Origin of the sequence: Massilia sp. 2TAF26 (assembly GCF_052115005.1) — a bacterium.
Taxonomy (GTDB): Bacteria; Pseudomonadota; Gammaproteobacteria; order Burkholderiales; family Burkholderiaceae_D; genus Telluria.
Genome location: NZ_JBFRFV010000009.1, coordinates 190335 through 207628, shown reverse-complemented (window position 1 = coordinate 207628; position 17294 = coordinate 190335). Strand labels below are relative to the sequence as shown.

General features: G+C 63.8%; 11 protein-coding genes, 3 tRNA genes and 1 pseudogene. 3 read left to right on the top strand and 12 right to left on the bottom strand.

The annotated features are described in order from the left end of the window. Positions 1-9: 9 nt before the first annotated feature. The 12 genes and pseudogenes from AB4Z32_RS12395 to AB4Z32_RS12340 form a co-directional block, all read right to left on the bottom strand. Positions 10-539 (bottom strand): annotated as a pseudogene (locus AB4Z32_RS12395) (IS1/IS1595 family N-terminal zinc-binding domain-containing protein). 134 nt (positions 540-673) lie between these two features. After that, positions 674-2593: a SurA N-terminal domain-containing protein gene (locus tag AB4Z32_RS12390; protein WP_442122144.1), complete on the bottom strand. Its 1920-nt coding sequence runs from the start codon at positions 2591-2593 to the stop codon at positions 674-676. Between the two features lie 86 nt (positions 2594-2679). Continuing rightward, positions 2680-2756, bottom strand: a tRNA-Asp gene (locus tag AB4Z32_RS12385). A gap of 33 nt (positions 2757-2789) precedes the next feature. After that, a tRNA-Asp gene (locus tag AB4Z32_RS12380) sits at positions 2790-2866 on the bottom strand. A 46-nt stretch (positions 2867-2912) separates the two neighbouring features. After that, positions 2913-3185 carry an HU family DNA-binding protein gene (locus AB4Z32_RS12375; RefSeq protein ID WP_442122143.1) on the bottom strand — a complete coding sequence of 91 codons (273 nt, stop codon included), beginning with the start codon at positions 3183-3185 and terminating at the stop codon, positions 2913-2915. A gap of 254 nt (positions 3186-3439) precedes the next feature. Further along, entirely contained in the window at positions 3440-5848 is a 2409-nt protein-coding gene (gene lon / locus AB4Z32_RS12370) for an endopeptidase La (protein WP_442122142.1), read from the bottom strand. Between the two features lie 260 nt (positions 5849-6108). Beyond that, positions 6109-7377, bottom strand: a complete 1269-nt coding sequence (clpX, locus tag AB4Z32_RS12365; protein WP_442122141.1) for an ATP-dependent Clp protease ATP-binding subunit ClpX — start codon at positions 7375-7377, stop codon at positions 6109-6111. Positions 7378-7524: 147 nt separating this feature from the next. Next, positions 7525-8142: an ATP-dependent Clp endopeptidase proteolytic subunit ClpP gene (gene clpP, locus AB4Z32_RS12360; RefSeq protein ID WP_442122140.1), complete on the bottom strand. Its 618-nt coding sequence runs from the start codon at positions 8140-8142 to the stop codon at positions 7525-7527. A 95-nt stretch (positions 8143-8237) separates the two neighbouring features. Further along, the gene (gene tig / locus AB4Z32_RS12355; protein ID WP_442122139.1) at positions 8238-9578 is read right to left on the bottom strand and encodes a trigger factor; all 1341 of its coding nucleotides are present in this window, start codon (positions 9576-9578) and stop codon (positions 8238-8240) included. 31 nt (positions 9579-9609) lie between these two features. Further along, positions 9610-9696 (bottom strand) — tRNA-Leu (locus tag AB4Z32_RS12350). Between the two features lie 94 nt (positions 9697-9790). After that, the gene (locus AB4Z32_RS12345; protein ID WP_442122138.1) at positions 9791-12937 is read right to left on the bottom strand and encodes an efflux RND transporter permease subunit; all 3147 of its coding nucleotides are present in this window, start codon (positions 12935-12937) and stop codon (positions 9791-9793) included. Beyond that, on the bottom strand, positions 12934-14133 hold the full coding sequence (locus tag AB4Z32_RS12340; RefSeq protein WP_442122155.1) for an efflux RND transporter periplasmic adaptor subunit: 1200 nt from the start codon (positions 14131-14133) through the stop codon (positions 12934-12936). The genes AB4Z32_RS12345 and AB4Z32_RS12340 overlap by 4 nt, the downstream gene beginning before the upstream one ends. Before the next feature lie 83 nt (positions 14134-14216). Between AB4Z32_RS12340 and hpnC the strand changes: the two genes are divergently transcribed. Genes hpnC through hpnE form a run of 3 tightly spaced genes read left to right on the top strand, consistent with a single transcriptional unit; the run spans position 14217 to position 17240 of the window. After that, positions 14217-15026 (top strand): squalene synthase HpnC, encoded by an 810-nt coding sequence (gene hpnC / locus AB4Z32_RS12335; RefSeq protein ID WP_442122137.1) that lies wholly within the window; start codon positions 14217-14219, stop codon positions 15024-15026. Between the two features lie 38 nt (positions 15027-15064). Then, entirely contained in the window at positions 15065-15898 is an 834-nt protein-coding gene (hpnD, locus tag AB4Z32_RS12330; protein WP_442122136.1) for a presqualene diphosphate synthase HpnD, read from the top strand. Further along, the gene (hpnE, locus tag AB4Z32_RS12325; protein WP_442122135.1) at positions 15885-17240 is read left to right on the top strand and encodes a hydroxysqualene dehydroxylase HpnE; all 1356 of its coding nucleotides are present in this window, start codon (positions 15885-15887) and stop codon (positions 17238-17240) included. Before hpnD ends, hpnE begins: the two co-directional genes overlap by 14 nt. Positions 17241-17294: the final 54 nt, after the last annotated feature.

Genomic DNA, 17294 nt, shown 5'->3' with positions numbered 1-17294 from the left:
CTGTTCGCGCTAAGTGTTGAATCTGCCCAGCGCCGCTCTCAAAAAGGCGTCTGGGCAGGCAATACGCTGGCCATGCAGCGCCCAGCGCCAGCCGAAGTAGTGGCTCAGGTATCGGCTGGCGATGCCGCGAAAAGGCAGCAGCCAGGTGCGGATCCGGCTGTGATAGGCGTTCACGTTCTGGATGTGCAGCGCACCGCGCTTTCTTTCGCCGGCGCTCGCGTTGATAGCCTCATGTGAAATCCCGACCTCCCGCGCGAATGCCGGTAGCGCAGCCGGGCCAGCGACGTGCCACTGAGGGCATTGAAGGTGCGATGGCAGCTGCAACAGCGATAACGCTGCAGTCCGTGCGCGTGACCGTGACGATACGGATTGTTGGTCTGGCAGTGCGGGCAGCAAAGTGGTGTGGCGGGTTGCTCGACGATCTCGAGTACACGGTCGAGGCCGGCCGCCGATTGCAGCAGGTCGAGCAGGCGGTCGCGCTGGCGCCGCGTTAGAGAGGACAGGCGTTGCAGGAACTGTTCGAACTGCCGTGCTTGCATGGGGCCTCCGTCAACGGTTCAGGTCGACGTTGGACCGCAGGCTTGCAGAAAAGATTCCACACTTGGCGCGAACAGCGCCATAGAAAAAGCCCGGCCGCACAAGCGAACCGGGCTTTCTTTTTACGCCTGGGCGATCACTCGGACCTGGTCCCCAGGTCGGCCGCCTTGACGTTCAGCTTGGCCTTGGCCTTCTTCTTCAGCGCCTCGATGTAGCCGTGGGTCTCGGCATTGCCGATGGCGCGGGCGATCGAGTCGGCTTCCTGCTTGCGGCGATCCTGGTCCGGTTTTGCCGGCATGGTCACCTTGCCGATGCGGTAGATGCCATAACCCTGGCCCGGCAGCTCGACGCCGATATAGGCCGGGAGCTTGCTCACGTCGGCCTTCAGCACGGCCAGCGCAGCGGCGTGGTTGATGCCCGGATCCGTGGTCATGGTGCGCGACAGGACTTTCACGTCGCCGAACCCGGCGGCGTCGCCGGATGCCTTCAGCGCGGCCAGCTTGGCTTCGCCGGCCTGGCGTGCCAGGCGCAGTTCTTCTTCCTGGGTCACGCGCTGGCGGATCTGGTCGGCCACTTCGGCCAGCGGACGCTTGGCGGCCGGCTTGAACTCGACCACGCGACCCGCCACCAGGGTGCTCGGCGCGACTTCCACCGCCTCGGTGTTGCGCTTGTTGGCGATGGCGTCCTGGGAGAAGATCGCCTTCAGGAACTTGTCGTTGTTGACAGGCGCATTGCCGAGCGCCGGGTTCGGCGTACGGGTCAGGCCCTCGACGGTCTGGATAGTCAGGCCCAGCTTGTCGGCCACCGGCTTCAGGCTGTCCGACTGCTCGTACACGGTATTCGAGAAGATCTCGGCCAGTTCCGAATACTTGTTCGACAGCTTGGTCTTCTTCAGGTCGGCAACGATCTCCGGCTTGGCTTCTTCCAGGGTCTTCTCGGTGGACGGCACGACTTTGGTCACCTTGACGATGTGGTAACCGAAGCTCGATCGCACCAGGCCGCTGACTTCGCCCTCCTTCAGCTTGTAGATCGCATCTTCGACCGGCTTGTCGAACAGGCCCTTCTCGACCACGCCGAGGTCGCCGCCCAGTTCCGCCGAGCCCGGGTCCTGCGACTGCGCCTTGGCGATCTTCGCGAACTCGTTCGGGTTCTTCTGGACTTCAGCCAGGATGGCCTGCGCCTTGGCCTTGGCAGCGGCGTCGTCGGCCGGCTTGGCGTCCTTCGGCACGGTGATCAGGATGTGGCTGGCGCTGCGCTTTTCCGGGGTGGCGAAGCGGGCCTTGTTCTTGTTGTAGGCGTCCGCGATTTCCGCGTCGCTGACGCTCACCTGCTTCTCGACGGTATCGGCGTTGAACACCACGTATTCGGCCTTGATCTGCTCCGGCACCTGGAACAGGGTCGCGTTCTTGTCGTAGTAGGCCTTGATCATGTCGTCGGTGACCTTGACCTGCGACGCGTAGTTCGCGATCGGGAACAGCAGTTCCTGCACCTCGCGCTGCTGGTCGTTGATGTCCGACAGGCGGCCGGCGACCGAGCGCGGCGCGAAGGCCGTTGCCTGCACCGATTCGGCCAGCTGCTGCACGGCCATCTGGTAGCCGATGCGCTGCTCGAAGGCCTGGGCGGTCAGGCCCTGGGAGGTCAGGAAGGCCTTGTAGGCGTCGAGGTCGAAGCTGCCGTCCGGCTTGCGCAGGCCGGTCTGTTCCTGAATCGCCTTGGCCAGCGAGGCATTGCCGACGGCCAGGTGGCTACGCGCCACTTCGGCACTGATCGCACGCTCGGCGACCAGGCCGTCCAGGACTTCCTGCTTCGCTTCCGGCGTCTCGAACAGCTTCTGGTCGAAGCGCGGGCCCATCATGGCGCGGGCCTGGTCGATCTGGCGGCGCTGCGCCGCTTCCCATTCCTGCTGCGTGATGGTGCGGCCGTCGACGCTGGCCACGCCATCGTTGCTGCCGCGCTTCTCATACTGGCTGACGCCGACGAGCACGAACGAAGGCAGGATCAGCAGGAGCAGGAAAAACTGCATCAGCCGCTGGTGGGTACGGATAAATTCAAACATGGTCAGCCAATCAAGGTTGAAAATGCGATTACAAAAAGCCGAAAAAAAAGGCGAACCGTGGTTCGCCTTTTTTTCACACCTGATTCTGGCGGAGCGGACGGGGCTCGAACCCGCGACCCCCGGCGTGACAGGCCGGTATTCTAACCAACTGAACTACCGCTCCAGATTCTGTGCTGCATGCGTATCGTCTTTTTGGTGGCGGAGCGGACGGGGCTCGAACCCGCGACCCCCGGCGTGACAGGCCGGTATTCTAACCAACTGAACTACCGCTCCACGCAATAAGGCGACACTTTCCGCCGCGCTCAGCGCAGCGAAGGCATTAGTTTACTGCATCTTTCAGGGCTTTACCAGCCTTAAATTTCGGGACATTGGCAGCCTTGATCTTGATGGCTTCCTTGGTGCGCGGGTCGCGGCCGGTACGCGCAGCGCGCTCGCCGACGGTGAAGGTGCCGAAGCCGACCAGGGTCACGCTGTCCTTGTTTTTCAGGGTGTTGGTCACGGCGTCGATCATCGCGTCGAGGGCACGTGCCGCAGAGGCTTTGGTCAGGTCCGCGGACTTCGCAATTTCTTCGATCAGTTCAGTTTTGTTCACTTCTTTTCCCTCGTTAGACATTCGGCAAAAAACCGCAAGCGCGTATTAGACAAGGCGGGAATACTTTGTGTCAAGCAACGTTGCCTCTCGAACGGGCGGAAGAGATTCAAAACTTTGTTTTTTGTGGCATTGCCCAAAAAAAACTCCCCGCGAAGGCGGGGACCCAGGTTCTGCATGCGCAATCGAAACGCAAACAAACTTGGGTCCCCGCCCGTGCGGGGACGACGGTACGACGGTGCGACTGCTAACCTGCTTTAGTGCTTGACCACGCCGCCCTGCCCTTCGGCGGTCGCTGCTACCGGGCTGCTGGCCACGGCCGGCACGTCGACCAGCGGCTCGGGCTCGCGTTCCAGCGCCACTTCCAGCACCTTCTCGATCCAGCGCACCGGAACGATCTCGAGCTTGTTCTTGACGTTGTCCGGGATCTCGGCCAGGTCCTTCACGTTCTGCTCGGGGATCAGCACGGTCTTGATGCCGCCGCGCTGGGCCGCCAGCAGTTTTTCCTTCAGGCCGCCGATCGGCAGGACTTCGCCGCGCAGCGTGATCTCGCCGGTCATCGCCACGTCGGCGCGGACCGGGATGCCGGTGAACACCGACACCAGCGCAGTCGTCAGGCCGATACCCGCGGACGGACCGTCCTTCGGCGTCGCACCCTCCGGCAGGTGGATGTGGATGTCGGTCTTCTCGAACACCTCGTTCTTGATGCCCAGGCGCGCAGCACGCGAACGCACCACGGTGCGGGCCGCTTCGATCGATTCCTTCATCACGTCGCCCAGCGTACCGGTACGGATGACGGCGCCCTTGCCCGGCACCTGCACGGCTTCGATGGTCAGCAGGTCGCCGCCCACTTCGGTCCATGCGAGGCCAGCCACCTGACCGACCTGGTTATCCTTCTCGGCCACGCCGAAGTCGAAGCGGCGCACGCCCAGGAACTTGTCCAGGTTCTTGCCGTTGACGATGACGCGCTTGTTGTCCTTCTTCAGCAGCAGCATCTTGACGACCTTGCGGCAGATCTTCGAGATCTCGCGCTCGAGCGAACGCACGCCCGCTTCACGAGTGAAGTAGCGGATGATGTCGCGGATCGCCGATTCCTCGACCTTGATCTCTTCTTCCTTCAGGCCGTTGTTCTTGATCTGCTTCGGCAGCAGGTAGCGCTGGGCGATCGAGGTTTTCTCGTCTTCGGTGTAGCCCGACAGGCGGATCACCTCCATCCGGTCCAGCAGCGCCGGCGGGATGTTGAAGGAGTTCGAGGTCGCCACGAACATCACGTCCGACAGGTCGAAGTCGACTTCGACGTAGTGGTCGGAGAATGTATGGTTCTGCGCCGGGTCCAGCACCTCCAACAATGCCGACGACGGGTCGCCGCGGAAGTCCGCGCCCATCTTATCGATCTCGTCGAGCAGGAACAGCGGGTTGCGCACGCCGACCTTCGACAGCGACTGCAGCACCTTGCCCGGCATCGAACCGATGTAGGTGCGGCGGTGACCGCGGATCTCGGCCTCGTCGCGCACGCCGCCGAGCGCCATCCGCACGTACTTGCGGTTGGTGGCGCGGGCGATCGATTCGCCCAGCGAGGTCTTGCCCACGCCCGGAGGACCGACAAAGCACAGGATCGGCGCCTTCAGCTTGTCGACGCGCTGCTGCACTGCGAGGTACTCGAGGATGCGTTCCTTGATCTTGTCGAGGCCGTAGTGATCGGCTTCCAGCACCTGCTGGGCCTTCTCGAGGTCGATGGTGACCTTGGATTTCTTTTTCCACGGCAGGCCGACCAGGGTGTCGATGTAGTTGCGCACGACGGTGGCCTCGGCCGACATCGGCGACATCATCTTCAGCTTCTTGATCTCGGCCTGGGCCTTTTCCATGGCCTCCTTCGGCATCTTGGCTGCGATCACCTTCTTCTCGAGCTCTTCGATGTCGGCGCCGTCTTCACCTTCGCCCAGTTCCTTCTGGATCGCTTTCACCTGCTCGTTCAGGTAGTACTCGCGCTGCGATTTTTCCATCTGGCGCTTGACGCGGCCGCGGATGCGCTTTTCCACCTGCAGGATGTCGAGTTCGCCTTCCAACTGGCCGAGCAGGTGCTCCAGGCGCTTGGAGACGTTGAAGATCTCGAGGATGACCTGCTTCTGCTCGAGCTTGAGTGGCAGGTGGGCGGCAACGGTGTCGGCCAAGCGGCCGGCGTCGTCGATACCGGCCAGCGAAGCCAGGATCTCGGGCGGGATTTTCTTGTTCAGTTTGACGTACTGGTCGAACTGCTGGACGATCGCGCGACGCATTGCCTCGACTTCCGAATCGTCGCCGGGTTCGGAATTAATCGGGGTCAGGTCGGCCACGAAATGGCTCGGCGCGTCGGTGATATGGTTGATACGGGCACGCTGGGCGCCTTCGACCAGCACCTTCACGGTACCGTCGGGCAGCTTCAGCATTTGCAGAATATTGGCCACGCAGCCGATTTCATAGATGTCTGCGGCCGAGGGCTCGTCCTTGGCAGCTGCTTTCTGGGCAGCGAGCATGATGCTCTTACCCTGTTCCATCGCGGCTTCGAGCGCCTTGATCGATTTCGGGCGGCCGACGAACAGAGGTATCACCATATGCGGAAACACGACCACGTCGCGCAGCGGCAGCAGCGGCAAGGTCATCTGTTCAGTAAATTTAGTAGTCGTCATGGCATACCTTATAAAAAGCGTGTTGACGATGTTGGGAGTCCACCGTCAATTCACAAGAGCGGCCGAAAAATAATTTTCTATCGCAACAGTTATTTACACTTAGCCGTTCTGACAAAAGCCAGTTTTGAAAATAAAAAAGCCACCACGCGACCGGAATCACGAGTGGCTTTTCGATTGAAGCCTGGTCTTTTGTTGAGATTGATTGTACCGCCAAGAATCAGCGTTTCAAGACCTTTTGTTGTGTGTGCGTCCGGAAATTTTTAATTTTCGCCGGCGGCTTTTGCGGATTCGCTATAAATCAGCAAAGGTTTCGCGCCGTTCGTGATCGTATTTTCATCGATCACGACTTTCACCACATTTTGCTGGCTTGGCAGTTCATACATCACGTCCAGCAGCGCATGTTCGAGAATCGAACGCAGGCCGCGTGCGCCGGTCTTGCGCGCCAGCGCCCTCTTGGCGATCGCATGCAGGGCCGCCGGGCGGATTTCGAGTTCCGCGCCTTCCATATCGAGCAGCTTCGAATACTGCTTGATCAGGGCGTTCTTCGGCTCGACGAGGATCTGGATCAGCGCGTCTTCGGTCAGTTCGCTCAGGGTGGCGACGACCGGCAGACGGCCCACCAGCTCCGGAATCAGGCCGAACTTGATCAGGTCTTCCGGTTCCGCTTCCATCAGCACGTCGCTGACCGAGCGCTGGGTCTGGCTCTTGACGTTGGCGCCGAAGCCGATGCCCGACTTTTCCGAACGGTTCTGGATCACCTTGTCGAGGCCATCGAAGGCGCCGCCGCAGATGAACAGGATATTGGTCGTGTCGATCTGGACGAAGTCCTGGTTCGGGTGCTTGCGCCCGCCTTGCGGTGGCACCGAAGCCATGGTGCCTTCGATCAGCTTCAGCAGGGCCTGCTGCACGCCCTCGCCCGAGACGTCGCGGGTGATCGAGGGATTGTCGGATTTACGGGAAATCTTGTCGATCTCGTCGATGTAGACGATGCCGCGCTGGGCTTTCTCGACTTCGTAATTGCAGCTCTGCAGCAGCTTCTGGATGATGTTCTCGACGTCCTCGCCCACATAGCCGGCTTCGGTCAGCGTGGTCGCGTCGGCAATGACGAAAGGCACGTTCAGCATGCGTGCGAGCGTCTGCGCCAGCAGGGTCTTGCCGGAACCGGTCGGGCCCACCAGCAGGATATTGCTCTTGGACAGCTCGATGTCGTCCTTCTTGCCGAGGTGCTTGAGGCGCTTGTAGTGGTTGTAGACGGCAACCGACAGGATGCGCTTGGCCGTTTGCTGGCCGATCACGTACTGGTCGAGCAGTTCGGCGATCTCGTGCGGCGTCGGCAGGTCGGACTTCGCGCCCGCCACCGATTCGACGTTGGAAGTCTCGTCACGGATGATGTCGTTGCACAGGTCGATGCACTCGTCGCAGATGAAGACCGACGGTCCCGCGATGAGCTTCTTCACCTCGTGCTGGCTCTTGCCACAGAAGGAGCAGTACAGGAGTTTTTCGCCGCTAGAGGATTTTTTGTCAGACATGGGGCAGGTTTCTGTTGAATTGCTACGAATATAACGCTAATACGGGGGCGCAACAAGTGCGCACCTCTCCATGCTACCTGAAATAAAAAAAGAACGCCCGGTACGCTGTTGCGCTCGGGCGTCTTTCAGCAACACCTATTATGGTGCTCAGGAGCGATTGGTCAAGACCTTGTCAATCAGGCCATATTCCACGGCTTCGTCGCTCGACATGAAGCGGTCGCGGTCGGTGTCCTTGTGGATCTGCTCGATCGTCTGGCCGGTATTGTCGGCCATGATGCGCGCCAGGCGCTCGCGCAGGTACAGGATTTCCTTGGCCTGGATTTCGATGTCCGAGGCCATGCCCTGCGAACCACCGGACGGCTGGTGGATCATGACGCGCGAGTTCGGCAGCGAGAAACGCTTGCCCTTGGCGCCCGCGGCCAGCAGGAAGGCGCCCATCGAGGCAGCCAGGCCCGTGCACAGGGTCGACACGTCCGGCTTGATGAAATTCATCGTGTCGAAGATGGCCAGGCCGGCCGACACCGAACCACCCGGCGAGTTAATGTAGAGCGAAATATCCTTGTCGGGATTCTCGCTCTCCAGGAACAGCATCTGAGCCACGATCAGGTTGGCCATCTGGTCGTTGACAGGGCCGACCAGGAAAATCACGCGCTCTTTCAGCAGGCGCGAATAGATGTCGTAGGCACGCTCGCCGCGGCCGCTCTGCTCGATCACCATCGGCACGAGGCCGAGGGCTTGTGTATCCAACGCAGGATTACGATTCATACCTGTCACTTTCCTTAAAGAAGATGTTCAGAGACGCCAACCGGCGCACMCGGCGCCGGTTGGCAAGGCTCGTCACCTCAAGCTTACAACCAAGCTCAGGCTTGCGGCGCGCTGCCCATCAGCTCGTCAAAGGCGATGTCCTTGGCCGTCACCTTTGCCTTGCCAAGCACATAGTTAACGACGTTTTCTTCCAATACAAGAGCCTCGATCTCGCCCAGGCGACGACGATCGCTATAGTAGTACTTCAGGACTTCCTTCGGATCTTCGTAGCTTTGTGCGAAGTCTTCGATCTGCGATTTCACCTGCTCCTGGGTAGCCTGGAGGTTGTTGTCACCCACCAGCTGCGACAGGATCAGGCCCAGGCGCACGCGGCGCTCGGCCTTGGTGGCGAACAGGTCGGCCGGGAACGGCAGGCTCTTCACGTCCATGCCGCGCTGGGCCATGTCCTGGCGGGTCTGCTCGGCCAGGCGCTGCGAATCCTGCTCGATCATGACCTTCGGCACGTCCATCTCGGTGGCCTTGACCAGGGCGTCCATCACGGCTTCCTTGTTGCGGGCCTTGATGCGGGCGTTGACTTCACGCTCCAGGTTGACCTTGATGTCTTCGCGCATCTTTTCGACGCTGCCGTCTTCGATGCCCAGCGACTTGGCGAACTCGGCGTCGACTTCCGGCAGGTGCGCCCACTCCAGGTTCTTCAGGGTGATGGTGAACTCGGCGGTTTTACCGGCCACGTCCTTGCCATGGTAGTCCTCCGGGAAGGCCAGCGGGAAGGACTTCGACTCGCCCACTTTCAGGCCGACGGTGGCGGCTTCGAATTCCGGCAGCATGCGGCCTTCGCCCAGCACGAATGCGTAGTTCTCGGCCTTGCCGCCGGCGAACTCGACGCCGTCGATGGTGCCGACGAAGTCGACGGTCACGCGGTCGCCGTTGGCTGCGACAGGCTCGCCACCGTCGCCGTGCTCACCGGCTTCGCCCTTGGTGTGGAAGTGCACGCGCTGTTTGCGCAGGATGTCGATGGTCTTGTCGATCTCGGCGTCCGAAACGTCGGCCTTGACGGTCTCGACTTCGATGCCCGCCAGGTCCGGCAGGGTCACTTCCGGGTAGACTTCGAAAGTGGCGTCGAAGGCCAGCATGCCTTCCGGTGCGTCTTCCTTCGGCTCGATTTTCGGCATGCCGGCAACGCGCAGCTGGTTCTCTTCGGCGGCCTCGCCGAATGCCTGGCCAACCTTGTCGTTCAGCACGTCAGATTCGATCTGGAAGCCGTACTGAGCCGCAACCATTTTCAGAGGAACCTTGCCCGGACGAAAGCCCGGCGCACGAGCGGTCTTGGCCTGCTTCTTGAGGCGCTTTTCAACTTCCGTACGTACGTCGCTCAGCGGAAAAGTGAGAGTCAAGCGACGCTCGAGTTTACCCAGGTTTTCGACTGCAGTTGCCATTGTAAAAATCGTCCAAAAAAATAATTATTCGTGGTGCGAGGAGGGGGACTCGAACCCCCACACCATTGCTGGCGTCAGGACCTAAACCTGGTGCGTCTACCAATTTCGCCATCCTCGCTCAGGATTGCATCTTGCCGCAAAAACAAAGGGCGCCCGACGATACTTCCGGTCGCCCTGCACTCCATCTGTTTAGGGGCTACAACTTCAACCAGTTATTTTACTGGATTTTCTGACACCATTGGGCGATTTTTCGTTCTGCCGTGCGGATGAGCCGAATCCGGCTTCTTCACCCGGAACCATGCGGCATACAGCGCCGGCAGGAACAGCAGGGTCAGCGCGGTCGCCACCAGCAGGCCGCCCATGATCGCCACCGCCATCGGTCCCCAGAATACGGAACGCGACAGCGGAATCATCGCCAGCGCCGCCGCGGCCGCCGTCAGCAGGATGGGACGGCAGCGCCGCACCGCCGCTTCGACGATCGCATCCCAGGCTTCGGCGCCGGCGGCGATATCCTTCTCGATCTGGTCGACCAGGATCACGGAATTCCGGATGATCATGCCGAACAGCGCGATCACACCCAGGTTGGCGACGAAACCGAAGGGGCGGCCCAGCAGCAGCAGTGCCATCGCCGCGCCGGCCACGCCCAATGGCCCGGTCAGGAACACCAGCACGGATCGGGAAAAGCTATGAAGCTGCAGCATCAGCAGGGTGAACACGATGAACAGCACCAAAGGCACGTTGGCCGAGATCGAGGCCTCCGCTTCCGAACTGTCGGCCGCCGCGCCGCGCAGGGTGACTTTGTAGCCGGCCGGCAGTTTGGCGCGCAGCGCGGCCAGCTTCTCGCCGACCTGGGTCGACACCGTCGCGCCCTGGATGCCGGGCACCACGTCGGACTGCACCATGATCGCCCACTCGCGCCCTTCCCTCCATACCACGCCCGGCTCCCACACGAACTCGATGCGCGCGACCTGCGACAGCGTTACCGGCTTGCCGGACGGCGTCGCGATATTCGCATTCGCCAGCACCGACATGGTCGAACGCTCCTCGACCGGCTGGCGCACCACGATGTCGATCAGGCGGTTGCTCTCCCTGAACTGGCCGATGGTGGTGCCGGACAGCACGGTGGCGACGGTGCGGCGCACCGCCTGGCTGGTCACGCCGAGGGCGCGCAGCTTGTCCTGGTCGAGGTCGAGCCGCAGCACCTTCACCGACTCGTTCCAGTTGTCGTTCACGCCCACCGCATTCGGATTCGCACGCATGATCTCCTTGACCTGGTCGGCCACGCCGCGCACCACGGCGATGTCCGGACCGGAAACCAGGAACTGCACCGGATACGGCACCGGCGGCCCGTTCGGCAGCAGCTTCACGCGCCCCCGCACTTCCGGAAAGTCGGTCTTCAGCACCGCCTCGATCTTGTGCATCAGGGCTTCGCGCATATGGGTGTCCTTCGGCAGCACCACCATCTGCGAGACGTTCGACTGCGGGAAGATCTGGTCCAGCGGCAAGTAGAAGCGCGGGCTGCCGGTGCCCACATAGCTGGTCACGCTCTCCAGCTCGGGCTGGCGGCGGACCCAGGTCTCGAACTTCTTCACCAGCGCCTCGTTGGCGGCAAAGCTGGTGCCTTCCGGCAGCCACATCTCGACCATCAGCTCGGGGCGGCTGGAATCCGGGAAGAACTGCTTCTCGATGAACTTGAAGCCGAACACGCCCAGCGCGAACACCGCCAGCGAGAGCGCAATCGTGGTCTTGCGCCATTCCACGCAGCGGCTCACCAGGCGGCGGAAACGCTCGTAGCCGGGCGTGTCGAAGACGTCGTGGCCGCCGTGCTCGCCGGCCGGATGCGGCTGCACCTTCAGCAGGACGAAGCCGATGTATGGCGTGAAGGTCACCGCGACGACCCAGGAAATCACCAGCGCCAGCGCATTCACCGAGAACATCGAGAAGGTGTATTCGCCGGCCGCGGATTTCGCCAGGCCGATCGGCAGGAAACCGGCGGCGGTGATCAGGGTACCGGTCAGCATCGGGAAGGCGGTCGAGGTATAGGCGAAGGTGGCCGCCTCGAAGCGCGACATGCCCTCCTCCATCTTTCGCACCATCATCTCGACGGCGATGATGGCATCGTCCACCAGCAGGCCGAGGGCGATGATCAGCGCGCCCAGCGATACCTTGTGCAGCGAGATATCGAGCAGGTTCATGAACAGGAAGGTGATCGCCAGCACCAGCGGAATCGTCAGCGCCACCACCAGGCCGGGGCGCACGTCGACGCGCCAGCGCGGCTTGCTGTGCAGGCCCAGCGCCAGGAAGGACACGACCAGCACGATTACCACCGCTTCGACCAGGGTGTGCATGAATTCACTGACGGACGCCGTGACCGCGGCCGGCTGGTTCGACACCCGCGCCAGCTCGATGCCGACCGGCAGCTGGGACTTGATGCGGGCCACGGTCTGCTCCAGGCCCTTGCCGAGCTGGATGATGTTCCCGCCCTTCTCCATCGACACGCCCAGGCCGATCACTTCCTTGCCGTTGAAGCGCATCTTGTCGTGCGGCGGATCCTCGTAGGCGCGCTGCACGGTGGCGAAGTCGCCCAGGCGGAAAGTGGTGTTCCCGGCGCGCAGGCTGAGGTCCTCCAGCTGCTTCGGCGACTTCAGGGCACCGGTGACCCGCACCTGCAGGTTCTCGCCCGGCGTCACCAGCACGCCGGCCGACTCGACCCCGTTCTGGGTCGCGATCTGGTTGACGATGGCATCGAAAGGCACGCCCAGCTGGGCGAACTTCTGCTGCGAGAACAGGATGTTGATCTTCTCCTGCTGCACCCCGAACTGCTCGACCTTGGCGACCAGCGGCACGCCCAGCAGCTGCTGCCGCACGAAGTCGGCATAGTCGCGCATCTCGGCGTAGGTGAAGCCGTCGCCGGACAGCGCGAAGATGGAGCCGTAGGTATCGCCGAATTCATCGTTGAAGAAGGGTCCGATCACGCCCTGCGGCAGGGTCAGGGCGATATCGCCGATCTTCTTGCGCACCTGGTACCAGGTCGGCGGCACCGCCGATGGCGGCGTCGATTCCCGCAGCTCGAGGATGATGGTGGTCTCGCCCGGCTTGGAAAAGCTGCGGATGCGGTTGACGTAGGGCGTTTCCTGCAGCTTGCGCTCCAGCGGGTCCGTCACCTGCTGGGCCATCTGCACGGCGGTGGCGCCCGGCCAGCGGGCCTGGATCACCATCGCGCGGAAGGTGAAGGGAGGATCCTCGTCCTGGCCCAGCTGGTTGTAGCTGAGGATGCCCAGCAGGAGCAGGACGGCGATCAGGTAGCGGGTCAGCGGGATGTTTTCCAGCGCCCAGCGCGACAGGTTGAATCCCCTCATTTGCGGGCTCCACCACCGGCCGCTTCAAGCTCCGCGTCGGCGCGGCGCGCGACGTCCGCGGTGAGGATCTTCACCTTCTGGCCATTCTTCAGCAGGTTGACGCCGGCGGTGACGATGGTCTGCCCGGGACGCACGCCGCCGCTCAGCAGCACGTCGTTGCCGGTCACGCCGGCCACCTGCACCGGCTGCAGCCGGACCTGCTGTACGTCGTTGGCCTTGTCGATCACCCAGACGGCGCTGCCGCCCTGGTTCTGCACCAGCGCGGAGAGCGGCGCGCGCAATTGCGTGCCGGCGGCCGCGCCGGCCTGGCGCACCAGCTCGACCACGGCGGTCATCCCCAGCCGAACGTCTTCGCTGGGCGGAATCGACACCTTCACGGTATAGGTACGGGTCGCCGGATCGGCCACCGGCGACACCTCGCGGATCGTGCCGGGAATGCTGCGATCGGGATCGGCCCACAGGCGCACCTTCACCTGGCCCATGTGGCGCAGCTGCTCGACCTGGTCTTCCGGCACCCCGATCACGACTTCCTTCTCGTCGGTGCGCGCGACCCGCACCACCGGGGTGCCGGCTTGCACCACCTGGCCGACTTCGGCATCGATGCCGGTCACCACGCCGTCGACATCCGACACCAGGCTCGCATAGCCGGTCTGGTTGGCCTGCTCGCGCAGCAGGGCGCGCGCGGCTTCTGCGCTGGCCTGGCTGGAATGGGCCGCCGCGACCTTCTGGTCGAGCACGGCCTGGCTGACGAAATTCTGGCTGCGCAGATCCTGGTAACGCTTCAGCTCCGCGCGCGCCAGTTCGGCATTGGTCTGGGCCGCGCGCAGATTGGCCTGGGCCTGGGCCTGGCCGAGACGCAGGTCCTGGGGATCGAGCTGCATCAGGACGGTGCCGCGCTTGACGCTGGTGCCGACGTCCACCTTGCGCGCGCTGATCTTGCCGCCGACCCGGAAGCCGAGGCGCGACTCGTAGCGCGGCCGCACGTCGCCGGAAAATTCGGCGCTGTCCTGCACGCCGCCGGCAGCCAGGGTCAGCGCCCGCACCGGACGCACGTCCTCGGGAGGCGGCGCATCCTTCGAGCAGGCGGCCAGCAGGGACAGGGCGAGGGCAGCGGCGATCAGGGTGCGCCGAACGGGAATGCGGAGTACTTGCACGGATGTTTCCTCTCGGGGGAAGGCCGCGGCGAGGGCGGCAATATTCTTGTCTTAGAGCGCAACAATTATAATCATGCAAACACAGCCAGTAAATGACGTTAGAGTCAGTTCTCGATGTCCGCCCCATGCCCATAGACCATTACGAAAACTTTCCTGTCGCGTCCATCCTGCTGCCGCGCCGCCTGGTGCCGGCGGTCGAGGCGATCTACGCCTTCGCGCGCAGCGCGGACGACATCGCCGACGAAGGCGATGCCGCGCCGGCCGAGCGTCTTGCCGCGCTGGATGCCTACGATGCCGCGCTGGACGGCATCGAGCGCGGCGATCGTCCCGCCACGCCGATGTTCGCGCGCCTGGCCGACGCCCTGCGGCGCCACGCCCTGCCCCTGCAGCCGTTGCGCGACCTGCTGAGCGCCTTCCGCCAGGACGTGGTCACCACCCGCTACCCCGACTATACAGCCCTGCTCGATTATTGCCGGCGCTCCGCGAATCCGGTCGGGCGCCTGATGCTGGGCCTCTACGGCACCGTGGACGAGTCCAGCCTGCGCGAATCGGATGCGGTCTGCTCGGCCCTCCAGCTGATCAACTTCTGGCAGGACGTCGGCATCGACATCGAGAAAGGCCGTATCTACCTGCCGCAGGAAGACCTGGTCCGCCACGAGATCGGCGAAGAAGAGATCGCCCGGGGCCACACCGGCCCCGCCTGGCGCGCCCTGATGCGCTTCGAGGTCGAACGGGCGCGCGCCCTGATGCTGGAGGGCGCGCCGCTGGCCACCCGCCTGCCGGGACGGATAGGCTGGGAGCTGCGCCTGGTCGTGCAGGGCGGGCTGCGGATCCTCGAAGGGATCGAGCGCGCCGACTACGATGTGTTCCGGCGCCGGCCCCAGCTCAGGCGGCTCGACTGGGCGATACTGCTGTGGCGAGCGTTCCGCATGTAAAATAGCGGACTAGCATCAGGCATCAACCACTATTATTTATGTCTCCCGACGACTACTGCCAACAAAAGACCGTCCAAAGCGGCTCCAGCTTCTACTACAGCTTCCTGTTCCTGCCGCACGAGCGCCGCAGGGCGATCACGGCGCTGTATGCATTCTGCCGGGAGGTCGACGACACCGTCGACGAGACCCACGACCAGTCGGTCGCGCGCATCAAGCTGGCCTGGTGGCGCACCGAAGTGTCCGCGATGTATAAAGGCGCGCCGACCCACCCGGTGACCCAGGCGCTGCAGCCCCACCTGGCCGCCTACAATCTGCAGGAGCAGCACCTGCAGGCCATCATCGACGGCATGGAGATGGACCTCGACCAGTCGCGCTACCTCGATTACGCCGGCCTGCGCAAATACTGCTGGCATGTGGCGGGCGTGGTCGGCATCCTGTCGGCCAGCATCTTCGGCGTCACGAATCCCAAGACCCTGCAGTATGCCGAGAAGCTGGGCCTGGCGTTCCAGCTGACGAATATCATCCGCGACGTCGGCGACGACGCGCGCAAGGGCCGCATCTACCTGCCGGTCAACGAACTGCAGCAGTTCAACGTGACCGCCGCGGACATCCTGAATTTCCGCCACAACGAGAAGTTCGAGGCGCTGATGAAGTTCCAGGCCGACCGTGCGCGCGCCATCTACGACGAAGCCTTCGCCCTGCTGCCGAAGGAAGACCGGCGCGCCCAGCGTCCCGGCCTGATGATGGCGGCGATCTACCGCACCGTGCTCGACGAGATCGAGCGCGACGACTTCAAGGTCCTGAACCAGCGCATCTCCCTCACGCCGCTGCGCAAGCTGTGGCTGGCGTGGAAGACCTATGTCCGCGGATAAGCGGAAGGCTGCCGCCGGTCCGCGCGTTGCCGTCATTGGCGGCGGCTGGGCCGGCTGCGCCGCCGGCGTCGAACTGGCGTCGCGCGGCGCGCGGGTCACGCTGTTCGAAGCCGCCCGCACCCTGGGCGGCCGCGCCCGTGCCGTGCAGGCGAAGGAAGCCCTGCTCGACAACGGCCAGCACATCATGCTGGGCGCCTATGCGCAGACGCTGGCGCTGCTGCGCCGGGTCGGCGTCGCGGAGCGCGATGCGCTGCTGCGCCTGCCGCTGCAAATGCGCTATCCGCCCGGCAGCGGGCTGCTGGACTTCGTCGCCCCGCCCCTGCCGGCGCCGCTGCACATGCTGCTGGCGCTGTTGCGCGCGAAAGGCCTGGACCGCGACGACAAGCTGGCGCTGGCGCGCTTCAGCACCAGCGCGCGCTGGATGCAGTGGGGCCTGAACACCGACTGCAGCGTGGCCGAACTGCTGGAGCGCTTCGGCCAGACCGCGCGCCTGACCCGCCTGATGTGGCGGCCGCTGTGCCTGGCGGCCCTGAATACGCCGATCGAGCGGGCTTCCGCCAAGGTCTTCCTGGCGGTGTTGCGAGACAGCCTGGGCGCCAATCGCAAGGCCTCGGACATGCTGATCCCGAGGGTGATGCTGGATGCCCTCTTTCCCCAGGCCGCGCAAGGCTATATCGAAGAGCGCGGCGGCCGGGTCCTGTGCGGAGCCCGGGTCGACGCCATCGCGCCGGCGGACGAGGGCTGGCAGGTCGCAAGCGGCGCCGATTCCTCACGCTTCGACGCCATGGTGCTGGCCACCCCGGCCTGGCAGAGCGCGGTCCTGCTGCGGCCCCTGGCCGGCGCCGAAACGCTGGCGGCCCAACTCGAGGCCTTCGACTACGAGCCGATTTCGACGGTCTACCTGCAATATGAGGCCGGCCAGCGCCTGCCGCTGCCCTTCTGCGCCCTGCTCGACGACCCGGCGCACGGGGCCTGGGGCCAGTTCGCCTTCGACCGCGGCCAGCTCGATCCCGGCCAGGACGGCCTGCTGGCGGTGGTCGTCAGTACGGCGGCCGAGGCGGCGGCCCTCGACCAGGATGCCCTGGCCCAGGCCGTCGCGGCGCAACTGGCGAGCGCTTTCGACCGGCCCGCCCTGGCGCAGCCGCACTGGAGCCGCGTATTGACGGAGAAGCGCGCCACCTTCGCCTGCACTCCGGGCCTGCTACGTCCGGCCAACGCCACCGGCCTGCCGGGCCTGGTATTGGCCGGCGACTATACCGCCGGCGACTATCCGGCGACCCTGGAGACGGCGGCGCGAAGCGGCCTGGCCGCCGCCCGGCTGGCGCTGGGCATCAAGCCATGAGCTACGGTTATCGGCCCCAGGCGCAGCCTGCCCCGTCAAAACTGCATCCTGTCG

Excerpts from the sequence above, each read along its gene's own strand:
- hpnC (WP_442122137.1), top strand. The coding sequence starts at position 14,217 with ATGCCCATAGACCATTACGAAAACTTTCCTGTCGCGTCCATCCTGCTG.
- clpP (WP_442122140.1), bottom strand. The coding sequence starts at position 8,142 with ATGAATCGTAATCCTGCGTTGGATACACAAGCCCTCGGCCTCGTGCCG.
- AB4Z32_RS12345 (WP_442122138.1), bottom strand. The coding sequence starts at position 12,937 with ATGAGGGGATTCAACCTGTCGCGCTGGGCGCTGGAAAACATCCCGCTG.
- lon (WP_442122142.1), bottom strand. The coding sequence starts at position 5,848 with ATGACGACTACTAAATTTACTGAACAGATGACCTTGCCGCTGCTGCCG.
- AB4Z32_RS12390 (WP_442122144.1), bottom strand. The coding sequence starts at position 2,593 with ATGTTTGAATTTATCCGTACCCACCAGCGGCTGATGCAGTTTTTCCTG.
- hpnE (WP_442122135.1), top strand. The coding sequence starts at position 15,885 with ATGTCCGCGGATAAGCGGAAGGCTGCCGCCGGTCCGCGCGTTGCCGTC.
- clpX (WP_442122141.1), bottom strand. The coding sequence starts at position 7,377 with ATGTCTGACAAAAAATCCTCTAGCGGCGAAAAACTCCTGTACTGCTCC.
- hpnD (WP_442122136.1), top strand. The coding sequence starts at position 15,065 with ATGTCTCCCGACGACTACTGCCAACAAAAGACCGTCCAAAGCGGCTCC.
- tig (WP_442122139.1), bottom strand. The coding sequence starts at position 9,578 with ATGGCAACTGCAGTCGAAAACCTGGGTAAACTCGAGCGTCGCTTGACT.